Genomic DNA, 23,376 nt, shown 5'->3' with positions numbered 1-23,376 from the left:
GTGCCAGAACAGGACTTTACGATCGCGTGCCCCCCGTGCCCCCCGTGCCCCCCGTGCCCCCCGTGCCGCCCGTCCCGCCCACTCCCCCAGTCCCTCCGGTGCCGCCGGTTCCGCCGAGGCGGCCCGGACGTCCGCGCCGGCCCGTTCGCCCGGTCCGGCCGACACGGCCCCAGCGCCCTGTCCCAAACGTACCGGACGTGCCCGGTCCGAAGGACGCGCCTGACGAGCCTGACCTGCCCGACGAGCCCGACACCCCGCCGGCGCCGTCCCGATCGGGGGCGGCGGGCGACCGGTTCGCGCGCCGGGAAACGTGAGAGTCCGTCGGTAGCGCTGATCGGCGCTCTTGCAGCCCATGGCGGCATTGGCCATGTGCTGGAAATCCCATGGCCGACGATAATCCCCTCGAAGCCTTTCGCCACGCGCTTGCGGGCGCGACTCGGGCGATTGCGGGCGATGCCGAGGTCGAGCTCGGGCTGACCAGCGACGTCCCCACCGCCTCGGGCAAGAGCGTCAAGGCGCCGATGCCGGGGCGCAACCTGAGCGCGAAGGAAGTGGCCGAGGCGCGGGGCTTCGCCGACGCGGCGGCGCTCAGGCTCAGGCACCACAATGCCAAGCTTCACGCCCGCGGCGCGCCCGGCGACGAGAACGCCCGCGCGGTGTTCGACGCGGCCGAGCAGGCGCGCTGCGAGGCGCTGGGCGCGCGGAGCATGGCGGGCGTGCGCGGCAATCTCGCCAGCCTCACCGACTACCGGCTGCGGACCGACCCGCTCACCCGGGCGCGCACCCGCGAGGAGGTGCCTTTGGCCTCGGCGATCGGCCTGATGGTCCGCGAGCGGCTGACCGGCGAGGCGCCGCCGGCCGAGGCTTTGGGCGGGCTCAAATTGGTCGCCGACTGGATCGAGGAGAAAGCGGGCGGCGATCTCGACGCGCTCGGCCTCGCCCTGGACGACCAGGCGGCCTACGCCGCTTTGGTCGGCAAGCTGCTGCGCGATCTCGAATTGGTCGAGGGCGACCCCGACGCGCCGGCCGAGCCCGAGGGGGACGAGGGCGAGGGCGGTGACGAGGCGGACGGCGAAGGCGACAAGGACGACGAATCGGACGAGGCGGCGGGCCAGGGCGAGGCCGAGATCCGTGGCGAGCAGGACGAGGGCGGCGAGGAATCGGACGCCGACTGGTCCGAGGAGGAGATGGCGGATTCGTCCGAGGCGATGGGCGAGGAAGGCGAGGAGGGCGTCGTTCCCGCCCGCCCCAACCGCCCGCTCTCCGATTTGCCGCCGAGCTTCGATTACAAGGTCTTCACCCGGCAATATGACGAGGAGATCGAGGCGAGCGCGCTTTGCGACGAGGAGGAATTGGGGCGGCTGCGCGCCTATCTCGACCAGCAGCTCGTCCACCTCCAGGGCGCGGTCACCAAGCTCGCCAACCGGCTGCAGCGGCGCTTGATGGCACAGCAGAATCGGAGCTGGGAATTCGACCAGGAGGAGGGGATGCTCGACGCGGCGCGGCTGGCGCGCGTCGTGGTGAACCCGTTCCACTCGCTCTCCTTCAAGGTCGAGCGCGACACCGAGTTTCGCGACACGATCGTCTCGCTCCTCATCGACAATTCGGGCTCGATGCGCGGCCGGCCGATCTCGATCGCGGCGATCAGCGCTGACATCCTCGCCCGCACGCTCGAGCGGGTGGGCGTGAAGACCGAGGTGCTCGGCTTCACCACCCGCGCCTGGAAGGGCGGGCAGGCGCGCGAGAAATGGCTCGCCGAGGGCCGCCCGCCCCAGCCCGGGCGGCTCAACGATCTCCGCCACATCGTCTACAAGCGCGCCGACGAGCCCTGGCGCCACGCCCGGCGCAGCCTCGGCCTGATGATGCGCGAGGGGCTCCTGAAGGAGAATATCGACGGCGAGGCTTTGCTCTGGGCGCACGAGCGGCTGATCGGCCGGGTCGAGGAGCGCAAGATCCTGATGGTGATCTCGGACGGCGCCCCGGTCGACGATTCGACGCTGTCGGTCAATTCCGGGACCTATCTGGAGCGCCATCTGCGGCAGGTGATCGGCTGGATCGAGACGCGCTCGCCGGTCGAATTGGTCGCGATCGGCATCGGCCACGATGTCACCCGCTATTACGATCGGGCGGTCACGATCATGGACGCCGAGCAATTGGGGGGCACGATGATCGAGCAGCTCGCCTCGCTGTTCGACAAGCCCTGATAAAGAAAGGGCCGGCCACCCTTTAGGGAAGGATGACCGGCCCCCGTCCCTCGATACGCGACGCGAGGGAACGCTGGTTAAGCTCTAGCGGCGGCGGCAATCGCCCCGGTCGATCGCCCGGCCGGCGAGCGCGCCGGCGGCGCCGCCGATGATCGTGCCGACCGTACGGTCGCCGCGGCCGGCGATCTCACGGCCGAGCAGGCCGCCAGCGATCGCGCCGAGGATCGTGCCGGTGGTGCCGCTCGAGCAGCGCTGGCCGTAATGGTTGCCGTAGCGCGAATTGTAGCGGCGCTGATTGTAGTAGCGCTGATTGTCGTAGCGCTGGGCGTAGCGGCGGTCGTAGCGCCGGTCATACTGGCGGTCGTAGCGCCGGTCGTACTGGCGGTACTGGCTGCCGTAATTGTCGTAATAGCCGTAGCGGCTCTGCGCTTCGGCGGCGGCCGGCATGGCGGTGAGCGCCGTGAGGGCGACCGCGGCCGAAAGGGTGAACTTGGTGAACATGATACGCTCCTTTTCTTTCTGCCCGGTCGGCCGCGTCGTTCTTACGAATCGGGCGACCTTGCTTGGCATGTACTTCTTTTCTCACGATTCTCTTGAGCCGGCCCTGAATGCGGTCGTCAGCCGTCGTTCATGAAAGAGCGCAGTTTCCTGAACAGATTGTCATGGTCGGGCTTTGGCCTGTTCTGCTTCCTGCTGCTCGCGACGCCTGTGCGGCCTGGCCCGCCCGCGCCGAAGCAGGGGCCGGCGATCGCCAGGCTACACGTCGCGCCGGTGCCGCTCGACCGCGCGAACCCGGCGGGCGACCGGGTCGGCGACCTCGTCTTTCTCGGCGGCTGGGCGCTCGCCAGCGACGATCCGCGCTTTGGCGGAATCTCCGCGATGCATATCGGCGGCGGCATCGTCACGGCGGTGAGCGACGCCGGGACGGTGCTGCGCTTCCCCCTCCCCGCCGGCGCCGGCGAGAGCCGGGTGGATATCGCCCCGGTCCCGCGCGGGCCGGGCAGCGGCCGGCGCAAATCCGACCGCGACGTCGAGGCGATGTTCATCGACGGGAATCGGGTCTGGCTCGCCTTCGAATCGCGCAATCAGGTCTGGCGCTACGCTCTGCCGGGCTGGCGGGCCGAAGCCGCCGCGGCGCCGCGCGCGATGCGGCGCTGGCGCCGGATGCTCGGCGCGGAGGCGATGACGCGTTTGAGCGACGGCCGCTTCCTGCTCATCTCCGAAGCCTCGGGGCGGGTGGCCGGCGAGAGCGACGCCTTGCTCTTCGCCGGCGATCCGGCGGTGGCGGCAACGCCGTCCGTGGCGCTGCGCTACCGCCCGCCCGCCGGCTATCGTGCGACCGACGCCGCGCGGCTGCCGGACGGGCGGCTGCTGGTCCTCAACCGGCGCTTCGACTGGCTGGAGGGGGTATCCACCGCGCTCGTCCTGGTCGAGCCGGACGCGATTCGGCCCGGAGCGACCTTCGAGGGGCGCCTGATCGCCCGGCTTGGCTGGCCGCTGGCGGGCGACAATATGGAGGCGTTGAGCGTGACCAGCGAAGGCGGGCGCACGATCCTGTGGCTCGCCTCGGACGACAATTTCAGCCCGCTGCAGCGGACGCTTTTACTGAAATTCGCGCTGGGGGAATGAGCGTCATCCCGGCGAAGGCCGGGATCTCAGGCCGAATAGTCCCGGCAAGTCTCGCCGAGGCCCCGGCCTTCGCCGGGGCGACGTTCAGGCGGCGGCCGCCGTCTCGCCTTGCTTCTTGGCGATCTCGCGCTTCAGGCGGCGGGCCTTGAGGCTGAGCTTCTCGTTGCTGGTCTTGGTCAGCCAATTGTCGAGGCCGCCGACATGCTCGACCGACCTGAGGCCGTTCATCGAGACGCGCAGCTTGACCTGGCGGCCGAGCGCGTCGGAGATCAGCGTCACGTTCTGCAGATTGGGCAGGAACGTCCGCTTGGTCTTGTTGTTGGCGTGGGAAACATTGTGGCCCACCTGACGGCCCTTGCCGGTCAGTTCGCAAATCCGCGACATTTCAATCTCTTCCTGGAATGGGCGCTCGCGCGCCTCTCGAAAACCCGGCGCAGATATAGGGGGCGGCGGGATTCGTCAACCTGACGGGGCGCGAAGGATTCGTTGCGGACGGGCAACCAATAAGCCATGTGTGTCGTTGTCCACCGTCACCCGCGCAACCAGCGAGGAACAAGATGCTTCGGACCCTGCTGCTTCTCATCGCCCTTCTGATCGTGATCGGCATCGCGCTCGTCGCGTTCGGCGTCGTCAATCTCAACCGCGAGGGCGGCGGCGTTTCGATCGAGACCAAGGATGTCGAGGTCGGCACCACGACCAAGAACGTCCAGGTCCCCGTCGTCAAGATGGAGACCCGGCAGGTCGAAGTGCCCAGCGTCGGCGTCGAGCAGAACGCGCAGGCCAACGTCCAATAGGCTTTCCCGGGCGCCGCCCGCCCGCTAGCGCGGCACGGATGAGCTTTCCGCTGCCCGAACCCATGCGCCTCGCGCTCGACGAGGCCGCCGCCGCCGCGCGGGATGGCGAAGTGCCGGTCGGCGCGGTGGTGACGCGCGGCGGCGAAATGCTCGCCGTCGGCCGCAACCGGATGCGCGACGCGCACGACCCCACCGCCCATGCCGAGATGGTCGCACTACGCGCCGCCGCCACCGCTTTGGGTTCGCCCCGGCTCGACGGTTGCGACCTTTGGGTCACGCTCGAGCCCTGCGCGATGTGCGCCGGCGCGATCGCCCTGGCGCGAATCCAGCGGCTCTATTTCGGCGCGGCCGATCCCAAGGGCGGGGCCGTGCTGCACGGCCCGCGCCTGTTCGGCCAGCCGACCTGCCACCACGTGCCAGAAGTCTATCCCGGCATCGGCGAAGCCGAAGCCGGGGAGATGTTGCGGGCCTTCTTCCGCGCGCGGCGGAGCTAGGGTCCGTATTTGATACCCTAGCGCTCGACGGGGACGATTCGCATCTCGACGCGGCGGTTGGCGGCGCGGCCTGCTTCGGTCGCATTGTCCGCGATCGGCTGGGTCTCGCCGAAGCCGCGCGTGGCGATTCGCACCGAGGCGACCCGACGCCCTTCGAGATAGCGCGCCACCGCGGCGGCGCGATTTTCGGACAGGGTCTGATTGTAGGCGTCGGAGCCGACGCTGTCGGTATGGCCGTAAATGTCGATCATCGTCTGCGGGTAATCGTGCAGCACTTCGGCGATCCGGTCGAGAGTCGGACGGAATTGTGGCTGGATGTCGAAGCGGTCGAAGGCGAAGGTGATGCCCGACGGCATGGTGAGGATCAGCTCGTCGCCCTGCCGGTCGATCTCGACGCCGGTGCCGGCGGTGCGCTCGCGCAGCTCGCGCTCCTGCCGATCCATATAGGCGCCGACCGCGCCGCCGGCGAGCGACCCACGCCGGTGCCGATGATCCGCTCAGTGCGGTCGCGCCGGCCGCCGACCAGATCGCCGAGCAGATAGCCGCCGACGGCGCCGACGCCCGCGCCGATCGCGGTCCGCGAGAGGCGCCGGTCCCCGGTGTCCGGGTCGGTGACGCAGGCCGCGGTGGTGGCAAGGAGGAGGGCCGCTCCGGCGGCCATGGCGAGACGATTGGGCACAGGCATGCGCATTTCCTTCGATTGAAGCTGGAGGTGGAACGATCGTTGAACGGTCCTTCCTCCGCGCCGGTTCCGCGTCCGTTGCCTTGAGGAAGCAGTTGTCGCCCATATGCCACAGCGGCTAGGGGGTGAGGGACGCCATGCCCGCGCCCATTCCCCTCGCCCCTTATCCCTGGCTCGACGTCGCCATCATCCTGTTCCTGGTGGCGCTGAACGGGCTGTTCGCGATGTCGGAGCTCGCCATCGTCTCCTCGCGCCGGGCGCGGCTGAGGGCGATGGCCAAGGCGGGACGCAAGGGCGCGCAGACCGCGCTCGATCTCGCCGCCGATCCCGGGCGCTTCCTTTCCACCGTGCAGATCGGGATCACCCTGATCGGCATCCTCGCCGGCGCCTATTCGGGCGCGAGCCTGGGCGGGCCGACCGGAGAGCGGCTCGCCTTCCTGGGGGTGGATGCCGAAACCGCCCACACGCTGGGCTTCGCGCTCGTGATCATCCTCACCACTTATGCCTCGCTGGTGATCGGCGAACTCGTGCCGAAGCAATTCGCGCTGCGGTCGCCCGAAGCGATCGCGGTGCTGATGGCGGTGCCGATGCTCTGGCTCTCGCGCGCCACCGCGCCCTTCGTCTGGCTGCTCGACCGGAGCAGCGCCCTGATCTTCCACCTGCTCCGCCTGCGCCGCGAATCCTCCGATCACGTCACCGCCGAGGATCTCCACATGGTCGTCGCCGAGGCGACCACCGCCGGCGTGCTCGACGAGAGCGAGCGCGCGATCATCTCGGGCGTGGTGCGGCTCGCCGACCGGCCGACGCGCGAGGTGATGACGCCGCGCACCGAGGTCGACTGGATCGACGTCGATGCCGACGCGGCAGCGATCCGCGCCGCCTTGCTCGCGACTCCGCACAGCCGGCTGCCGGTGGCGGAAGGCTCGGTCGACCGCCTGATCGGCGTCGTCCAGTCGCGCGACATGGTCACCGCCCTGATCGAGGGCCGGCCGCTCGACCTGCGCGCCTTGCTCCGGGAAGCGCCGATCGTGCCGGACCAGATGGACGCGATGAACACGCTCGCCGTGCTGCGCTCGGCCGAGGTGCCGATCGCCTTCGTCCATGACGAATACGGTCATTTCGAAGGGCTGGTGACGCCGGCCGACCTGCTCGTCGCGCTGGCCGGCGCCTTCGCTTCCGACCAGGACGAGGACAGCGACCCGCCGATGGTGGAGCGCGACGACGGCAGCTGGTGGGTCTCGGGCTCGGCCTCGGCCGACATGCTCGCCGACCGGCTCGGCCTCAGGCTGCCCGAGGACCGCGATTATGCCACGGCGGCGGGCTTCGCGCGGTCGGTGCTGAAGCATCTCCCCGAGGTTGGCGAGCGCTTCGCCTTCGGTGCCTGGCGGTTCGAGATCGTCGATATGGACGGGCGCAAGATCGACAAGTTGCTGGCTAGCGAAGCGCCGCGGCGGCGGCGGGGAACCGTCTGATCCATCCCGGCAAGGCGAACGAACCGGCCTTGCGCGTAGCCAATTGCCCCTTACCGGCGCATTTTCTCCGCCGCGCGCAGCCAATTGCCGATTTTCATTCCCGCCCGATCGCTGCGGCCCGAACCCCCATCGGATCTGATCGAAATTCCGCAGGATATGCGGAATTCCGACAAAAATACGCGGAATTTCATCAGCCCACAGCGACCCGTGTGACGGTTAACCGCCAATTCTGGCCGATCATGGGCCAAGCCGGAATGCGGAATTTTCCGGATCGGAACGCGGAATTGATCGGTCTGCATGGCGGATCGAGGCGCGCGGAAGTTGGGATGGGTGATGGACACAAATGTTCCCTCGGCCCGTGTCGATTTCCTCTTCCCCTCCCCCGATCAATTGCAGTATTATTGCCCCCACACCAAGGTCAGCCCATGCTGCTCAAGGTGTTTAGATGGTCCTGGAGCATCCGGCTCGGACCGACATCCCGCCAAGGAAGGCAAATCGGGAAAATCTTTCCGTTCAGCGGGCGCGCTTGCGCGCCAGCTGCTTTCTTCTGGTGGGGGCAGTCATGAAGCACAGTAAGAATAAGAAGGGCGACGGCAGTGATGGCGGGGCGGGCCCCGACAAGAACGAGGTCTCGCCCTGGGGCTATAAGAAGACCGATAAGAAGACGTGGTGGACGAAGGGCGGCCCACGGCCGAAGGGTGGCAGGCCCAAGGGAGCGAAAAACAAGAAGACCCTCTGGCACGACGCGTTCTCGAAGAAGATCGAGGTCGTGATTGACGGCATTAAGATGAAGCTGAGCAAGGACGCGTTGTCCTATCACCTTCTCGCCAACAAGTGCATGGCCGGCGATATCAAGGCCATCGCGTTGAAGCTGCAGTGGGAGGATAAGTTCGCTGATCCGGTTGAGCCGGCACCGACCACAGCCGAAACCGACGCCAATCTCAAGGTGCTCGAAGACTATATCAATCTGCACAAGAAATTTTCGAAAGGGGAGTCGCCCGCAGCAGGTGGCACCCAAGAGGCGCCGGACGGGGCCGATGGGGGCGACGATGAGTAATCCGGTCGAACTTCAGGGCGCCATAGACGGCTTGGCCAGGGGGGACCTGCGCACGTTCATGACGAACGCCATGCCGATCCTCAACGGCGTGGATCTGGAGCCAAATTGGCATCTGGACGTCCTGGCCTGTGCCTTTGGGCGGATCGCAGAGCCCGATCCGCTTCGGATGATCGTCGCCATCCCGCCGCGTCATTGCAAGACCTTCGTGGGCAGCATCTGTGCGACGGCCTGGCTCCTCGGGCGCGACCCCAAAGCGCAGATCATCTGCATCTCTTATGGAGCTGATCTGGCCGAGAAATTCAGCGCCGACACCAAGCGGCTGATGGAATCACCCTGGTATCGCCGCGTCTTTCCGGGAACGGTCATCACCCGTGCGACACGAAATGAGATCAAGACCAGTGCCGGAGGAACGCGGCTGGCGACATCGGTGGGTGGCACACTCACGGGCCGTGGCGCCGATGTCATCATCGCGGACGATTTGCTCAATTCCGGTCATGCCCATTCCGTGACCATGCGCGATTCGACCTACGAATGGTTCACCTCCAGCGTGCTGACCCGCTTCAATACGCCCAAAGCGGGTAAGCTGATCGTGATCGGCCAGCGGCTTCACGCCGAGGATCCCCCGGGACGACTGATCGAGGCCGGGGGCTATGAAACGATCATTATTCCCGCGATCGCCAAGCGCGAGATGTCGTTCGAGATGGTGCGCGGCGGCATCAAGGGCGTCATCAAGCCCGGCCGGATCCTGATGGAATCGCGCCAGGGCAAGGCCGAGCTCGATCAGCTTCGCCACGAGATGGGCGAGCGCGATTTCGAGGCGCAATATAATCAGGAGCCGCTGCCGCCCGGCGGGACGACATTCAAGGCCGGGTGGCTCAAGCGCTATGCCGAGCCGCCTGATCCGGCGCGCATTCGCTCAATCTTCCAGTGCTGGGACACGGCCTACGAATCCAGCGAGGACAATTCCTATAGCGCGTGCACGACCTGGGCGCTGGTCGACGACAAATTCTATCTGATCGATGTCTGGCGCGCCAGGCCCGCATTTTACCAGCTGGAGCGGAAGGTTTATGACCTCAGGAAGAAGTGGAAAGCCAAGCTGGTCATCGTCGAGAAGGCGGCAAGCGGAAGGTCGCTCATTCATAACATCTGGCAACGGGATGGCCACAAGTGGCTGCACTGGTTGAGCCCCGCGGCGCCGAAGCTAGAGCGCGCCGAACAGCAGCAACCAAAGTTCGAGCAGGGGCGGATCTTCCTGCCGGAAAAGGCCGACTGGCTCGCCGATTACGAGGCAGAATTGCTCAGGTTCCCGCACAGTAAGCGCAACGATCAGGTGGACTCGACCGTCAACTTCCTGACCGCATGGGACATGGGCGGACTGCTACACCGCGCCGACCTTTACGGCTGAGCGCGATGCTTGAAATGCCGACGTCCTGTGCCCATTTCATTGCCGCGGTGAAATAAACATCGCAGGCAAGCAAGGAAGCAGCCCGCTGGCGCCCTCGAGCGAGGGTAGACCGCCGGATCTGCTTCGCCGGCCTCCCTTGCTCATCGGTCTCCATCGGGCTGCCCATTCGAAAGGCGCATCCCGATGAGCAAATCCAATCACCCCATCAAACATCTCTCTGACGGGCTCGCGGCGGGCCAGCGCAGGCGCCGCGGCCAGCGGCGCGATCGGGTTGCGCTCGAGGACGCCGCCAAGGCTTCGGCCGGCCGGAATGATCTTGCCGGATGGCTGCGACTGGAAGACCGGCCGCTCGATGCGCTGGACCCGGGCGATCGGCGCCTGCTCAAGGCAGACGAACGCAGGATCGCCAAGGCGGTCAGGCTGGCTTCGCATATCGGCTGGATTCCTCCGCTGCTGGTCAGCGAAGCGGGCGCCATCCTTGGCGATCCCCTGAGCTATGACGTTGCCAAAGCGATGGAGATGCCGGACATCGCTTGTGTCATCGTGCCTGGTGAAATGGGTCCGACGGACATCAAGCTCATCGCGACCGCACTTGCCCAGCAGGCAGCCAGCGGGGTGTTCGATATTGAGGTCCTGCGCTCGAACCTCATCGAGATCAAGAGCGCCGGCATCGACCTAGACCTTACCGGCATCGAGCTTCCCCAGGTCGATATCATCATCGGCGACCGTCAGACCGACCCCAAGCTCGACGCATGCCCGGAACCCGAGACCGCGGTGACCTCCAGGATGAACGATCTGTGGCTGCTCGGGCAACATCTCGTGCTCTGCGGGGACGCGACCGATCCCGCCGCCTACATTCGGCTGATGGCAGGAAAACAGGCCACCGCCAGCATCGGCGACCCGCCGTTCAATATCGCGATTGAAGGACATGTAAGCGGCAAGGGCAAGGTCAAACACCAGGACTTCATCATGGGCGTGGGCGAATGGACCGATGATGAATTTGCGGCCTTCCTCACCCGCTACCTGCACGCATCGGCGGCGCATGTCGTGGCGGGCGGCGCCATTTTTGCGTTCATGGACTGGCGCTCGGTGCACATCCTGGTGTTGGCAGGCAAAGCGGCCGGGCTCACCCATGTGAACACCTGCGTCTGGGCCAAGGGCGGTGGCGCCATGGGACGGCCGTGGCGCTCGGCGCATGAGCTGATTCCGGTCTTCGCCAATGGGGACCGGCTCCTGATCGATAATATCGAACTCGGCCGTCATGGCAGAAATCGCACGAATGTGTTCGAATATCCCGGCGCCAACCGGCCCGGCAGCTCGGCGAGCAAGGCCCTGGCGTTGCACAGCACGCCCAAGTCGGTCGAAATGATCGCCGATGCGATCCTGGATGTGACGTCGCGCGGTGATATCGTTCTCGATCCCTTCCTGGGGTCGGGCACGACGATCATCGCCGCCGATGCGGTCGACCGGATCGGCTATGGCCTGGAGCTCGACCCCAAATATGTCGACGTGATCGTAAGGCGCTGGCAGGAGATGAGCGGGAAGCCCGCCATCCATGCGGAGGAAGGTGAAACCTTCGACTCAATCGCGCACAAACGTCAGGCAGATGGCGTGGTTCGCAAATCGCCATAGTTCGGCACGGCGGGTTGAGGGGAGGATCCAGCGCTCCGAGCGCGGGTTGGAAATCCCGATCAGGACAGGGACTCTTCGTCCGCATAGCTGCCGACGACCCAGATGAAGCTTTGCACATCGATGCGGTCGATCGGCGCCAGGCGCGCGATGCCGGCTTCGGTGTGGGCGGCAAGACCGAGCAGGCTATCATAGACTTCGGGTTCGAGACCGGGGACATAATCATGCTGGAAGGCGTGGCCGATGCGCTGCGCGTAATTGAGTGTCTTCTCGGGCTTCAGAAACATGTGCCGGTCCGGCCGCCACAAGAAGGGGAGATAGGTGAGGATGGGCCAGGAGGCTCGTCCGCTCGGCGCCACCGCCTTCACCATGCTGCAGATCCCCGCAGCGATATCCCCACCGGTGAAACGCGCCGCTGCTTTGATGAAATCGGGACCGGAAGGGCCGGACAAGGTTTCGGCGAGGCGCGCTGCCTCGAGGGAGGAGAGCAGATTGGTTGTCACTTTGCGACAGGCCCGTGCCTGCTCAGGATCGACCCTGTCCGCTTGCTCGAGCGGGACGGTTTCAATCAGGATGCGGCGCGCCCGCTCCTTATAATCGCGCTCGGCTTTTCGATAACCCTCATCGGCGAACCCGCCGGGAAAGTAGCGCAGGAACCGGCTAATCGCTCCATCCATGCCGATATAATCGGGGTGGAGCTTGCCTGCCTCATTTCTCAAACGCGCCTTCAGCCGCTCGAAGTCGAGGTCCTCGAGGATTTCGCCGGCCTCGCGGTTGCGAATGATGACGCCGCGATAGCCGCCGGCGGTAGGGACGATCCTGATCTCGGCATCGCCGATCTTTTCGGAACGGGGTCGCCTGGCCCGAGCCGGAACCGGTTTGGGGTTGGTGCCGGACTCAAGCCTTTGGACATCCCCCGGCCCCCGGACGAACTTTTGGCGCCGGCGAGGCCCATCGTCATCGGTCATGATCCCTCCCCGCCTGCCTGCACCTCGCCGATGAACCGCTCGATCGCGCCCCGCCATAGGTCGGCGTGCGCAGGCAGGATCTGGTCGACATAGGGCTCAGACACGCCGTCGGTGCTGACGTAAAGAGCATCCGTTCGCGCGACCGTGCCGCCGATCGCATCGGCCAAGGCCTGATTGTAGCGCAGCGCCGCGTCCAGCGGCGCGTGCCACGCGGCAGGGCTGGTGCGCACGCGCCCGCTACGGCGGATATAGCCGAGGTTGACCGGCTTGGGTCGATCGGGAAGATCCACCTTGAGATTGAGCGAGGCCAGGAACTCGGGATAGACGCCCAGGGGCGCGAGGCTGGCAATGAACACGCGGATCGCCGCGGGAAGCTTCGGCTCACGCCTCGAAATCTCCTCGTAGAAGAGCTCTTCGCTTATCGACTTAGGGCCGCTTGCCGCAGCCATTTCGGCAGGGACCGGCCTGATGATGGCAGCCTGATCCTCGACCACCACGATGCCCCGCTCGATCATCACCGTCTGGGCCAGGGTGTTGGGGATGGCGATGAGCTCGCCGGTGGCAACGTTCTTCCAGGTGGCGAGCTCGACCAGCGCGAAGGTGAAGTGGGCGCCGGCATGGCTTTGCAGGAGACCGGCCAGCGCCTGCGCCTCCTGCCGGATGCCGTCGCCCAGTGCGATCACCAGCATGCGTCCGCGCGCCAAGTTGCGCGAGATCGCATCGATGAACCGCGCCTCTTCGAGCGCCTCGTCACATCCGGCGACGAACCCGTAGAGGCTTGATGCACCGGCGTGGCGCGCACGCAGCACCGCAGTCTCGAATGCTTCGTAGCTCATCGCCATCAGCGCGGCGACATAATCGAGCGCCTGGGCAATCACCTCCCGTCGTGCCTGGGGATTACGCCACAGCTTGGCCTCGACCAGGATGATCTCGCCGGAGGGGGTGAGATAGAGATTGTCGATGCTGCCATGGCCGCAGCTCAACTCTCGTGCGATCGCGACCGGGAGGCCGAATCCCGGCTCGATGTCGGCGACGGGCAGAAGGTCGGGATGATCGAACAGGAGCTGTTGCAGCCAACCTTCGCTATGAAGACCTGCCCCCAGCATCACCCGCTCCATGCGGGCCCGTCCTCCATCTGGAGCGATGATTACCGGAGCACCATGCGCCTGCCGCCTCATGGCGCCAGCAAGCCTCGGCTCCACACTCAAGTCCAGTCAATTCGTGACTCATCGTCCGTTGTCGCTTCGTCCGCAGCACACGACCACTCCCAGCCGTGGATGCTCGCGCCAGACTCGCCGTCAACTTCGCCCGTCTGAGACGCGAGACCGGGCTCAGCCAGGAGAAGTTCGGCCTCGAGCACAATATTGACCGCACCTATGTGAGCGGGATCGAGCGGGGGACCCGCAATCCCACGCTCGAGATCGTCCAGAAGCTGGCCGATGCGCTCGAAGTCGATGTGGTGGAGCTGCTGGCGCCTGTGGGTCGCACGCGTTAGCTGGCGCATTGTGAACGGATGAGCGGCCCTGGTTGTGATCCGCCTACCGGGCTTTGTCGTTCGGGTGCCACAGTCCTCGTGATTGACGGTCGTCTGTCGCAGGCGCATATTGCTCGCCCGTGACGAATCCGGCCTTTTGCCAAAAATGCCCCAGTTCGTTCGGAACTCAGGAAGCCTCCGGTCTCAAAGCCGGGGGCTTCTCTGCTTTCGTCGTCGTGTCCGGGGCGCCGACAGCATCCAACGCTGACCGGCCTGATTCCAGAACGGGCGAACGGGGGGAAGCCATCAACCTCGTGGCAGCAAGCGAATATCGCTGGCCCTGACCATCTGGTTGGTGCGGCTCGCGTATCGCTAGGAGCTTTCGCGGCTATCTGATACTTACACGAGGGAAGATAGGAGGCGCGCCCATGGATCGTTTCGAACTCATCGCCCTGACCGCCGACATCGTCACCAGCCATGTCGCCAATAACAGCGTTGCGATCAGCGACGTGCCGATGCTGGTCGCGACGGTTCATGCTGCCCTTTCAGGCCTGGGCAATGATCAGCAGGTGAAGGAGAAGCGCGAGCCGATGGTCAGCGTTCGATCCTCGGTGAAGCCTGACAGTCTGACTTGCTTGATGTGCGGGAAAAAACAAAAGTTGCTCAGACGCCATCTCGCACACGCGCACGATATGAATCCTGATGAATATCGCGAAGAGTTCGGATTGGCCGCCAGCTACCCGATGGTTGCTCCTGCATATTCCGAGGTCCGGCAGGCGCTGGCGAAAAAGTACGGACTGGGGAGAAAAAGCCAAGCTGCTTCCGAGGGCGGAGCCAGAAGCAAGGGTCGCAAAGACAATGGCGAAGCGGGCTGACCGGGCTCCGGGCGCTCGGCTGTTTTTACGCCCTGGCAGCTCGCTTCGACGGCGGCTCGAGTTAACGCGCATGCGTCTTTCGCGTGGGCTGGTCAGAAGAGATGGCGCACCTGATCTGACGCCTTTGGGGCCCGAATCGCCGCCCCGATCCGGCGGGCTAAATACTGGCCGGCTTCCCAGGCCGGTTGCGGTTGCCCGCCGAACCGCTAGACTGGCGCTGCTCTGAGAAACGTTGAAGGCGCCGTTGCGGTTGGCCTGCGTCTCTGAACGGCTGGACCGGTGCGGCGATGCCCTGTCGATAGACAAATGGGAGCGCCGCTCCGGCCAGCTTGATCAACCCAACGGGCGCTGCGAAAACGCGAGACGCTGTCGGTGCGCTGCCCGCGGCTGCGGGTTTCGCCCGGTGCAGCCCGGCCTCATACCGCCATATCCCGCGGGCCGGGATCGAAGACGCGCCCCAGGAGATCGACGCGAACTTGTCGGGCCCCCATCCTCCTTAGGCCAGCGGCCGTGGGATTGATCACGGTAAGGGAGTCCTCCGGATTCTTGTGACGCTGGATCAGTTTGCCGCCCTCGTTATGCTCAACGAATGCTATCTGACCGTTCCCGGAAAATTTGATCACCCGCATGATCTGGAGGCCCTCCTCGCATTCCAGGGCGATCAGATCGTTTTGACGCAGACTTAGGATCTTCTTCGCCGCGGGGTGCGGCCGAGCGTCCTGATGATCCTTCTGGTGCGCGTCGAAGGTCGAAACCACCTGATGCACCCACGAGCCATCGGGCAGCCGCCATACATTGTAGCGGGCATTGGAGGAGCCGGCGTAGCTCTTGTAAACTCGCCCCTGCTTGTCTCGGATAGGAATGACGGTCAGCGCCCGACGCACGCGAATGCGTCGGATGCCTTTGAACGTCGGATGCTCTCGGGCGAAGAGCGCGAGCGCCTGAATGAATTCTCTGCCCGTGCGAGCGTACGTGGCTTCGATCAATGCGCGCCGAAGTGCCTCGTTCGGGATACGGATGGGGTCGACAAGGTCGTCGGGCTTAACGCTCATAAACGGTATGCGGTGGACGACGATCGGAGTTTTGCCATCGGGCGCGAGCGCGCCGGTTAGACCATAGGCCGTGTCGTTGTGCAGCCGTCCGGCGGTGGTGTCCCGGTGCTTCGGGGGGCGCCCCTTGCGGCCATGATCCGGCTTGTGGCTGACGATGATGCCGGCCAGTTTTTCACCCAGTTCTTCCCGGAAGCGGGGCCAGGGAGTCTCCACATCCTCAAAGAGACGGTCTGAACCTTTGTGCTCGGCGCGGGCGGCAATGTCGGCAATTCGCTGCATCAGGGCCGGAGTGGATAACGCGACCAGAGTCGCATCGATCGCATGATGGCGATGATCGAGCCGATTCTCGGGCGCATTCGAATGTTCGTTCTCGACGAAAGCATGGTCGGGCAGCAGACTATTGAGACCCCACAATCGCCGCAGCTTCGCCTTCATGCGGCCGGGGATCACGGTGACGCGGTCTTTCTCTCCGGGGGAGTAGAGGGCCCGCAGATACGTGCCGACCACGCGGGAAGGATATCGGGGGTCGACAAGATGGCGCGCAAGGACGCCCCCCTCGCGCTCGACCCGACCAACAGCATCCGGACCGAAGCGCCATTGCTTGGCTCTGGGAAGGCGCGCGCCTTGGGCGCTGATCGTCTCCCAGCGACTCTCCTCATGACCCCACCGCTCCCATGGGGACTGGCTGCGTTTGAGACGAATGCAGGCGCTATGGGCCACCACCTTGTTGGAGATGCTGTCGTCGAGCGATTTTGAGAAGGGAATGATGAGGTCGATATCCGCCTCGCCGGTGAACAGCTGGCGCCAGCCGATCGGGGCGGCGCAATACGGGCAGCGGCGGTCAAGCGGATTGGCCGGGTTCAGCTCCTCCCACAGGCACAGACGCATGCGGTTGGCGCCCGCGTCGGCGAAACCCTCGGACCGCAGCTGGCGGCCGCGCGCAATTGCCGCCTCCCTCTCCCGCCTGATGCGGCGCTCATACTGGGTCCGTTCCTTCTCGTTGAACTTCAGCTCGCGCGCCAGCTCGACGACAATTCCGTCTGGCTTGCCGTGAACCCTGATGACAGCATTCACTAGTTTCTGAAGCTGGCGCAGCGCGATGTGGAGGGTTGGATTGGTGATCTTGCCGTAACGGCGCTCGAGCGGGTCGCCATATTCCGCCCTGCCGGGAGGAATTTCGCGGGCAAGGATCTCACCATAATATGGAAGATAATCGAAACACCTGCCGCTCTGTTCGCCGGGGCGAAAGCCGGCGGCCTCGGCGGCTTCGCCATAGCTGACCACGCCCGCCTTGAGCGCATCGAGCAGCTTTAGCGAAGCCGTTTCGCCGAAGCGGCCATAACCCTCTGGCAGGGGTACATTGGCAACGGCCTCGGCGGCCGCCTCATCGAGGCCATATTCGTCCTTGAGCCAGGCGAGCAGAATATCTGTATCCTCCTCATTTTGCAGCCGTTCGACGATATGCCATTGCTCATCGTCGCTGAAATGCTGCCATCGTCTGCCGAAGCGCTTACGGGCGGCGAGCACGGCGCGCACTTCATCACCGAGCAGCCCCCTGGCGCGTTCGCTTGGTTGGTCGAACCGCTCGCCCTCTGCCAGCATGATGGCCTTGCCGAGCGCTTCATAGCCCAGCCTTTTTCGGCTCTGGAGTTTGGCGATGAGCGCGTCGCGCTCGGCCAGGGTCAAGGCGCGATCGGATGCGTCTGCACCGACAATCCGAAGCTGATTGACCTCTTCGTAGAGTCGCCGCCGCTGGAAGAGCGGGTGCGCCTTGGCCAAACGATGCTCGTGAGCCGGGACACCGTTCATACCCGCGAAGGTGCAATAGCCCACCTCCTGCTTCTTCCACGGGCGCTGGAAGAACAGGATGCGATGGAGCGCCGTACGCGCAGCCTCGGTCAAGAGGGCCGGGTGATGCTTCGCCTGCTCTTCCCAGATGCGTGCAAACTCATATTCGACATGGCGGCGTTGGGGGAAAAAATCATATTCCTGATTGTCCCCGCTCATGCGCACGCGCTTGGTCTGGCGGGTCGCGAGGAATTGACCGAGGGTGTCAGCGCGCTCCTCCGCCATGGCGTGATCGAGCGCGATCGCGCCGTCAGCAATCTTTCCCTCATTGCCGGGGTTGGACGGGCGATCGATTCGCCGACTCGATCTGAATCCCCTTCTCTGGTTGAGATGGAACAGCGCGCGACCGATCTCGAACGGCTCCAATCTCTCCTGGAGCGCACGAGCGCGCAGCTCATACGGATCGTGCTCCGCGACCTGTTTCGCCTCGCCGGGATCTGCGGGCATCAGGCCATGGGCGACAAGGGTCTTCAAAACGGCCGACCGGCGGCCGAGATAGCGATCTCGCCGCCGGCGCGTCACCCGCGCCTCGTGCCGATTGGCCGCCAGCGAGGAACCCGATTGGGGGTCTCGCCCGTCAGCGAACACGCGCACACCGATATCGACGATCCGCCGATCGTCCTCGATCAGGCACCAACCGATGCTGTTGCTGCCGATGTCCAGCCCAAGCCTGCGCATAACCCGCTCTTTCCAGCCCGCCACATTGTCGCATGCGAGATAGGGAGGCAATTGACCGGGCGGCGCATCCTCGCCACATTGACGCGGTTCAGAGATCGCAGGGCCAGCTGTTAACAAGCAGCTTGACTGCACCAAATAAGGGCGGGGCTACGGCCCCGCCTTTTTTTGGACTTCCCACGCACCTAGTCCGAAGCGAGTGCGAGTCTCGGGCTCGAGAATGGGTGCGGGGTGCAGCGACGACCCGCTATTCGCGGCGCCTGCTCGACCGGGTGGGAGGCGGGGACCCCATCCAGGGTGTGGGAGAGGCCGAGCTGCCCCACCAATTCCGGTCCTGGCATGGGCGCATCTTGCGCCCGGTTCGCCGTTCATCCACAGTTGGCCGCCCACAATCCCGGCACGAAGGAGGAAATCACGCCACAGAAACCCTTCGATCACGCCTTTCCATATAAGGATGTCCCCGGCGTGACGGAGACGTTCGCGGATGGCGTGCACCTGGTGAGCGTCAATGCCACCACAACAACAATCATCTTGACGGTCTCGCGCGCGGATGCACCTCGGCCTGCTCACCAAGGATCGCCATCTGGAGAGAAAGTGACTGCCGCGAGGCTCGTGCTGCCCACCGCGGCCTTTCTTGATCTCTATAACCGCATGCATCGACTTGTAACGGAGTTCCAGCAGCGCGGGGCCCCGGGCAAAGGAGGTGGTGGCACGAGGACGATCCAATAGTCGAAGACAGCAATCCCCTGCCCTGAGGTCGACCCAGCGCTGATCGGACCTCCCCCAATCCGTTTAGACATGAGTGCCCTTTGCCTTTGAGAACCCGTCGAGCGTCTTGCACAGACAGCTGGGGCGAATAGTTGGAACCGAAGTCCATGCCATCTGAGGAGACGCCCGGCACATCGGGGCATTTCGCCCGAATCCGCGATGAGCTGGATGCCCTGCAGCGGCGAGTGGCGGCTTCTACGAGCGCGGAATCGGCGAGCCCGCTCGAGATAGCCTATCGATTGCGGCATGAACGCGCGGCGCGAGACGCCATCCTGCCCGCGGAATTGTCTGGGGAGCCTGCCTGGGCATTGCTCCTCGCCATCTTCGTCGGGGGAGAGGAGGGCCGACAGCCCAGCCAAACAGCGCTGCTTCGCCACCTGGGCCTGGCAAGTGCGACCGGGATTCGCTGGCTGGAGCGGCTCGAATCCGCCGAGCTGATACTGGCGCGAGCGCCGCCGACCCGCAAAAACGGCAAGATTTACGGGCTCTCCGACAAGGGTCTGGCGTTGACGAGCCAGCTGTTAATGCGGATCGGACAAAATGGGTAGTGAGAACGAGCTGGCGACCGTCGAGCAATACGGCGCCTTCAAAGACTGGTTATCCCTCACGACCGGCATGCCCGAGGACCTCCTCCATGTCCATATGGGCCTGTTGATCTTCGTCTTCTTCGCTGTCGTTTTGCGGCGGCGAATGCATTCGGTCTGGCCGGTATCCGCGGTGGCGACATTCGCCGTTCTCAATGAGGGGGTGGACAGCCTCAACCCTGGATGGGTCTTCGGACCATCCGCGCTGGATGTCCTCAACACCGTGCTTTGGCCGACCGTGCTATTCCTTGTTGCGCGACGAAAGCACGTGCCGCCGCTCGGGAGCGTGCCGGGGCCCGAAATGGAATCGCAGGCACTCGACCCTCGCGCCTGAATTGTTTCGTTCTCGATATTGAAGGAACAAGCGCCGCGAAGAGCGGTTGAGGGGCATTGGCAACACAAGCTTCCTGGAGAGCGGACATGAGAATTCTTTCGGCCGTGACGGCCCTCGCATTGATTGCGGGAAGCAGTGCCGCTGCTGCCCAAACAGCCCAGTCGCTCAGCCTCTCCAATGCGCCCGCGATCGAGCGAGCGGGTGCCCCGGTGGGCGATGCGAGTGAGCTTGATGGCAGACGCGGTGTTGGGATTTATATCATCGGTGCGATTGCTCTGGGCCTAATCATCTGGGGCATCATTGAGCTCACCAAAAGTGACGATTCTCCTGCCAGCCCCTAGCTAGGGCTTCGCACTGAAAACGAATCGCCGAGGGGCCGCTCGAAGGAGCGGCCCTTTTTCGTTCGTCAGGCATAAGTTCATTCGCGATGCCAGAGCAGACCTGGGAAAGCTGACCGGCTTTACCCGCGTACCACCTCATGTCGCCTACCAACCCACCCAGGGCTCCGCGCCGGCGCGGGCGCTGCCGATGTTCGCGACGTCGCGGAGGACTCGGAGCCGGCAGCAGGCAGCAGGCAGCAGGCAACAGGCAACAGGCAACAGGCAACATAACTCTGGCTCGCTCATCGCGAGTGGAAAAGTCCGTGAATTGGTGGTGAATATCTACCGGGAATCCTGTGAGTAATTCTGAACACACAAAGACAGTTGACTTCACTAAACTACAGAGCAACCACAAGATACAATCTAATTTGTAGGAGATTGTACTTATGGTATATGTCGAATCATTGTCTGCCGCCGGCCGAAGCGACGCAGCGCTTCAGGCCCCAAATTCTCGTGGGACTCTTCAAGTCCATCAAACCGAGACGAGTATCGTAAGTTGGCCCTTGCTTGAGCGACTGGGCCTGGGCAGCGAAGCGCAGCGCGCGCGCCGGAATGGCATCGGCGGCAGCGATGCCAATATCATCCTGTCGGGCGATGCCGGCCGGATACATCGACTCTGGACCGAGAAGCGAGGCGAAGCGGAGCCGGAAGACCTGTCGGCCCTGCTCCCCGCGATGCTTGGCTGCTGGACCGAGGCATTCAATCGGCAATGGTACGAACGGGAAACCGGAAACCTCGTTGCCGACGCCGGGAAAATTGCGGTGAGCGACGCGCATCCGTGGCGGCGATGCACGATTGACGGGTTCGTCCCCTCCCTGGGAGCGGTCTGGGAAGCCAAGCATACCAGCGCATTCAGCAAATCGGACGAGGTCGTCGCGCGCTATATGCCCCAGCTCCAGCACAATATGGCCGTGCTGGAGTGCGGGCGATCGGTCCTCTCCGTCATCTTCGGCAACTCAAAGTGGGAAATCTTCGAGATCGCCTCCGACTGGCTCTATCAGGAGGAACTCCTGATCGCCGAGGTGAGGTTCTGGAACTGCGTGCGAACCGGCGAATCACCGGTGCCGGCGCCAGTTCCGCCGCCACCCAAGCCCGTGGGCGTGCGGGAGATATGCCTTGAGGGCAATAATGCCTGGGCCGCAGCAGCGGCGGACTGGCTCGCCTATCGCGAGGCGGCTCGGCTGCACGGGGTGGCGACAGCGGCGATCAAAGAGCTCGTCGAGCCCGATGTGAAGCGCGCCCACGGTCACGGCATCGAGGCGCGTCGCAGCAAATCGGGTGCCCTCTCGATTCGGGAGCTGGTCCAATGAGCGTCCCCCGCGTCTACGCGGCAATCTCGGCCGTCACCGGCGAACTATCACGAAGCGGGATCGCGAAGCGCCATACCAACGCCCAGGATCAATATCAGTATCGGGGCATCGACGATGTCTACGAGAGTCTCTCACCCCTTTTGGCCCAGCACAAATTGTGCATCCTGCCGCGAATCCTCAAACGACGCATGACGGAGCGGCATGGCCAGAACGACCTCCTGGTCAGCGTGAGCGTAAAGGCCGCCTTCGACCTCATCTGCGCGGAAGATGGCTCGTGTCACACGATCGAAAGCTTCGGCGAGGCGCTGGATGCAGGCGACAAGGCCACGGCCAAGGCGATGACCGCGGCGTACAAGTCGGCCGTTCTGCAAGCGTTCTGCATTCCCGTATCGGGCCCTGATGATGCCGACGCGCAGAGCCATCGGCTGAAGGTGTCCGACAACGTAGTCGAGCCGGTTCAGGGCTGGGCGAGGTGGTCGGAGGACATCATCGAGATCGTGGGCGGCTGCCAGACCGCTGAGGCGATCGATCGCTGCCAGGCAACGTATCGGATGCTCCTTCGCGGCCTCGCGATGTTTGATGCCGGACTCTACGCAGGAATCGGCGAGGCGATTCGCGCCCGCCGCGCGGAATTGTCGACGCCGGCGGCCAAGGCCGTACCGGTCATGAAATCGAAGCGCCCCCCGCCCAGGCGGCGCGTACGAGCAGCCCCGGAGGCGGCGAATGCCTAGGCTGCTTCCTGCCAGGATCAAGCATTCGTCCAAGCCTGGGCGCGAGGAGCGAATCTGTCCCGCCCACCGCGCCTGGGTCCGGCGTCACCATTGCTGTGTTCCCGACTGCCTCGATGGGAAAATTGAATGCGCGCACGTACGTCGGAGGACGGATGGGGGAATGGCGCTCAAGCCCTCCGACCGATGGACGATCAGCCTGTGCCGTGCCCACCATGCCGAGCAGCATCGCATCGGAGAATTGGCCTTCGAACGGCGATATGGCATCGACCTTGTCGGCCTCGCCTCGGCCTTTGCCAGGCTGTCTCCACACAGGCAGCGTCTGGCCAGCACCGCAGGCCCCGAGGGCCGTTTCCCGCCAACGCCAACCAGGAGCTGAGAGGATGACAATAGCAGAATCGCCTACGCGCCGACTGCTTGGCCTCCTTTCGGTCAGCATCGGCGCCGTCATGGAGGATGAAGCTGCGGAAGCGATCCTGGCCCTTCCCAAGGATCCGGAGGCGCGATTTGCGAGGCTCAAGGACGCTGGCCAAGACATCGAGACCCTGGCAGATGCGGCCCTGGCCGTTCTTCGGAGGGGTCTGGAAATCTGAGGGCTCGGCTCCGGCGTCCCACAGATAATTGGCCGGAATGTGCTTCCGTTTCCTTGCCGCGGATTTCAATCCCGGGCGCCTTCAGCAAAATGTAAGGATTCGAGTCCTATCATTGCCTCAGAAAAGCTGATATTTTTCAAGCTGATATGGAATCGATGGTGATGCTGAGAGCCTCGAGAGGAAGATTGATCCTATCGGTATGCGTCGTTGCGCTTGCCGTATCGGGTTGTGGCGGCGGAAGCACGAGCGGAGGGGGGGGCGTTAGCTCGACACCGATTGCACCACCTCCTCCACCTCCTCCACCTCCGCCTCCGCCTCCTCCGCCGCCACCTCCTCCGCCGCCGCCTCCCCCGCCGGTGAACTTCAACGATGCGGAGTATCAGCGCTCGAACGCCGCGACCTCGTCAGGGGCGATCAGCGC

23 protein-coding genes and 1 pseudogene are annotated in these 23,376 nt (G+C 64.7%); 17 read left to right on the top strand and 7 right to left on the bottom strand.

From position 1 onward, the window contains the following. Positions 1-383 precede the first annotated feature (383 nt). Positions 384-2,204: a cobaltochelatase subunit CobT gene (cobT, locus tag ACT4N8_RS01205; RefSeq protein ID WP_444856311.1), complete on the top strand. Its 1,821-nt coding sequence runs from the start codon at positions 384-386 to the stop codon at positions 2,202-2,204. Between the two features lie 84 nt (positions 2,205-2,288). Here the strand turns inward: cobT and ACT4N8_RS01200 are convergent, their stop codons facing one another. After that, positions 2,289-2,705, bottom strand: coding sequence for a glycine zipper 2TM domain-containing protein (locus ACT4N8_RS01200; RefSeq protein WP_444856310.1), 417 nt, complete (start codon positions 2,703-2,705; stop codon positions 2,289-2,291). A gap of 129 nt (positions 2,706-2,834) precedes the next feature. Here ACT4N8_RS01200 and ACT4N8_RS01195 point away from each other — a divergent pair, with 129 nt between their 5' ends. Then, the gene (locus tag ACT4N8_RS01195; RefSeq protein WP_444856309.1) at positions 2,835-3,833 is read left to right on the top strand and encodes an esterase-like activity of phytase family protein; all 999 of its coding nucleotides are present in this window, start codon (positions 2,835-2,837) and stop codon (positions 3,831-3,833) included. 84 nt (positions 3,834-3,917) lie between these two features. Here ACT4N8_RS01195 and rpmB read toward each other — a convergent pair whose 3' ends face one another. Then, entirely contained in the window at positions 3,918-4,217 is a 300-nt protein-coding gene (rpmB, locus tag ACT4N8_RS01190) for a 50S ribosomal protein L28 (RefSeq protein WP_444856308.1), read from the bottom strand. Positions 4,218-4,390: 173 nt separating this feature from the next. Here rpmB and ACT4N8_RS01185 point away from each other — a divergent pair, with 173 nt between their 5' ends. Both ACT4N8_RS01185 and ACT4N8_RS01180 read left to right on the top strand, forming a co-directional pair. Continuing rightward, complete coding sequence (locus ACT4N8_RS01185) at positions 4,391-4,627, top strand: hypothetical protein (protein ID WP_444856307.1); 237 nt, start codon at positions 4,391-4,393, stop codon at positions 4,625-4,627. A gap of 38 nt (positions 4,628-4,665) precedes the next feature. After that, positions 4,666-5,121, top strand: coding sequence for a nucleoside deaminase (locus tag ACT4N8_RS01180; RefSeq protein ID WP_444856306.1), 456 nt, complete (start codon positions 4,666-4,668; stop codon positions 5,119-5,121). Positions 5,122-5,138: 17 nt separating this feature from the next. Here the strand turns inward: ACT4N8_RS01180 and ACT4N8_RS01175 are convergent. Continuing rightward, positions 5,139-5,806: pseudogene (locus ACT4N8_RS01175) on the bottom strand (OmpA family protein). Between the two features lie 134 nt (positions 5,807-5,940). Between ACT4N8_RS01175 and ACT4N8_RS01170 the strand changes: the two are divergent. Continuing rightward, positions 5,941-7,275, top strand: coding sequence for a hemolysin family protein (locus ACT4N8_RS01170; RefSeq protein WP_444856305.1), 1,335 nt, complete (start codon positions 5,941-5,943; stop codon positions 7,273-7,275). 50 nt (positions 7,276-7,325) lie between these two features. Here ACT4N8_RS01170 and ACT4N8_RS01165 read toward each other — a convergent pair whose 3' ends face one another. Beyond that, complete coding sequence (locus tag ACT4N8_RS01165) at positions 7,326-7,616, bottom strand: hypothetical protein (protein WP_444856304.1); 291 nt, start codon at positions 7,614-7,616, stop codon at positions 7,326-7,328. Between the two features lie 104 nt (positions 7,617-7,720). Between ACT4N8_RS01165 and ACT4N8_RS01160 the strand changes: the two genes are divergently transcribed. The 3 genes from ACT4N8_RS01160 (at position 7,721) to ACT4N8_RS01150 (ending at position 11,369) form a co-directional block, all read left to right on the top strand. Next, positions 7,721-8,332, top strand: a complete 612-nt coding sequence (locus ACT4N8_RS01160; RefSeq protein ID WP_444856303.1) for a DUF5681 domain-containing protein — start codon at positions 7,721-7,723, stop codon at positions 8,330-8,332. After that, positions 8,325-9,737 carry a phage terminase large subunit gene (gene terL, locus ACT4N8_RS01155; RefSeq protein WP_444856302.1) on the top strand — a complete coding sequence of 471 codons (1,413 nt, stop codon included), beginning with the start codon at positions 8,325-8,327 and terminating at the stop codon, positions 9,735-9,737. Before ACT4N8_RS01160 ends, terL begins: the two co-directional genes overlap by 8 nt. A gap of 183 nt (positions 9,738-9,920) precedes the next feature. Further along, positions 9,921-11,369, top strand: a complete 1,449-nt coding sequence (locus ACT4N8_RS01150; protein ID WP_444856301.1) for a DNA-methyltransferase — start codon at positions 9,921-9,923, stop codon at positions 11,367-11,369. 59 nt (positions 11,370-11,428) lie between these two features. Here ACT4N8_RS01150 and ACT4N8_RS01145 read toward each other — a convergent pair whose 3' ends face one another. Both ACT4N8_RS01145 and ACT4N8_RS01140 read right to left on the bottom strand, forming a co-directional pair. Beyond that, positions 11,429-12,334, bottom strand: a complete 906-nt coding sequence (locus ACT4N8_RS01145) for a hypothetical protein (RefSeq protein ID WP_444856300.1) — start codon at positions 12,332-12,334, stop codon at positions 11,429-11,431. Beyond that, positions 12,331-13,452: a hypothetical protein gene (locus ACT4N8_RS01140; protein WP_444856299.1), complete on the bottom strand. Its 1,122-nt coding sequence runs from the start codon at positions 13,450-13,452 to the stop codon at positions 12,331-12,333. Before ACT4N8_RS01140 ends, ACT4N8_RS01145 begins: the two co-directional genes overlap by 4 nt. A gap of 155 nt (positions 13,453-13,607) precedes the next feature. On the opposite strand from ACT4N8_RS01140, the gene ACT4N8_RS01135 reads away from it, so the two are divergent. Both ACT4N8_RS01135 and ACT4N8_RS01130 read left to right on the top strand, forming a co-directional pair. Beyond that, a complete protein-coding gene (locus ACT4N8_RS01135; protein ID WP_444856298.1) occupies positions 13,608-13,829 on the top strand; it encodes a helix-turn-helix domain-containing protein in 222 nt (73 codons plus the stop codon). Positions 13,830-14,236: 407 nt separating this feature from the next. Continuing rightward, entirely contained in the window at positions 14,237-14,683 is a 447-nt protein-coding gene (locus ACT4N8_RS01130; protein ID WP_444856297.1) for a MucR family transcriptional regulator, read from the top strand. Positions 14,684-15,099: 416 nt separating this feature from the next. Here the strand turns inward: ACT4N8_RS01130 and cas9 are convergent, their stop codons facing one another. Further along, a complete protein-coding gene (gene cas9, locus ACT4N8_RS01125; RefSeq protein ID WP_444856296.1) occupies positions 15,100-18,261 on the bottom strand; it encodes a type II CRISPR RNA-guided endonuclease Cas9 in 3,162 nt (1,053 codons plus the stop codon). An 872-nt stretch (positions 18,262-19,133) separates the two neighbouring features. Here cas9 and ACT4N8_RS01120 point away from each other — a divergent pair. The 7 genes from ACT4N8_RS01120 (at position 19,134) to ACT4N8_RS01090 (ending at position 22,955) form a co-directional block, all read left to right on the top strand. After that, positions 19,134-19,574 (top strand): hypothetical protein, encoded by a 441-nt coding sequence (locus ACT4N8_RS01120; RefSeq protein ID WP_444856295.1) that lies wholly within the window; start codon positions 19,134-19,136, stop codon positions 19,572-19,574. Then, entirely contained in the window at positions 19,567-19,944 is a 378-nt protein-coding gene (locus ACT4N8_RS01115; protein WP_444856294.1) for a hypothetical protein, read from the top strand. Before ACT4N8_RS01120 ends, ACT4N8_RS01115 begins: the two co-directional genes overlap by 8 nt. Positions 19,945-20,030: 86 nt before the next feature. Continuing rightward, entirely contained in the window at positions 20,031-20,285 is a 255-nt protein-coding gene (locus ACT4N8_RS01110) for a hypothetical protein (protein ID WP_444856293.1), read from the top strand. Between the two features lie 542 nt (positions 20,286-20,827). Beyond that, positions 20,828-21,634, top strand: coding sequence for a YqaJ viral recombinase family protein (locus ACT4N8_RS01105; protein ID WP_444856292.1), 807 nt, complete (start codon positions 20,828-20,830; stop codon positions 21,632-21,634). Further along, a complete protein-coding gene (locus ACT4N8_RS01100; protein WP_444856291.1) occupies positions 21,631-22,365 on the top strand; it encodes an ERF family protein in 735 nt (244 codons plus the stop codon). Before ACT4N8_RS01105 ends, ACT4N8_RS01100 begins: the two co-directional genes overlap by 4 nt. Further along, positions 22,358-22,741 carry a DUF968 domain-containing protein gene (locus tag ACT4N8_RS01095; RefSeq protein WP_444856290.1) on the top strand — a complete coding sequence of 128 codons (384 nt, stop codon included), beginning with the start codon at positions 22,358-22,360 and terminating at the stop codon, positions 22,739-22,741. Before ACT4N8_RS01100 ends, ACT4N8_RS01095 begins: the two co-directional genes overlap by 8 nt. Positions 22,742-22,745: 4 nt before the next feature. Further along, on the top strand, positions 22,746-22,955 hold the full coding sequence (locus ACT4N8_RS01090) for a hypothetical protein (protein ID WP_444856289.1): 210 nt from the start codon (positions 22,746-22,748) through the stop codon (positions 22,953-22,955). Positions 22,956-23,376: the final 421 nt, after the last annotated feature.

Origin of the sequence: Sphingosinicella sp. (assembly GCF_052387495.1) — a bacterium.
Taxonomy (GTDB): domain Bacteria; phylum Pseudomonadota; class Alphaproteobacteria; order Sphingomonadales; family Sphingomonadaceae; genus Allosphingosinicella.
Note: the sequence above shows the minus strand (reverse complement) of the source record. Positions and strands in the feature narration are given on the sequence as shown.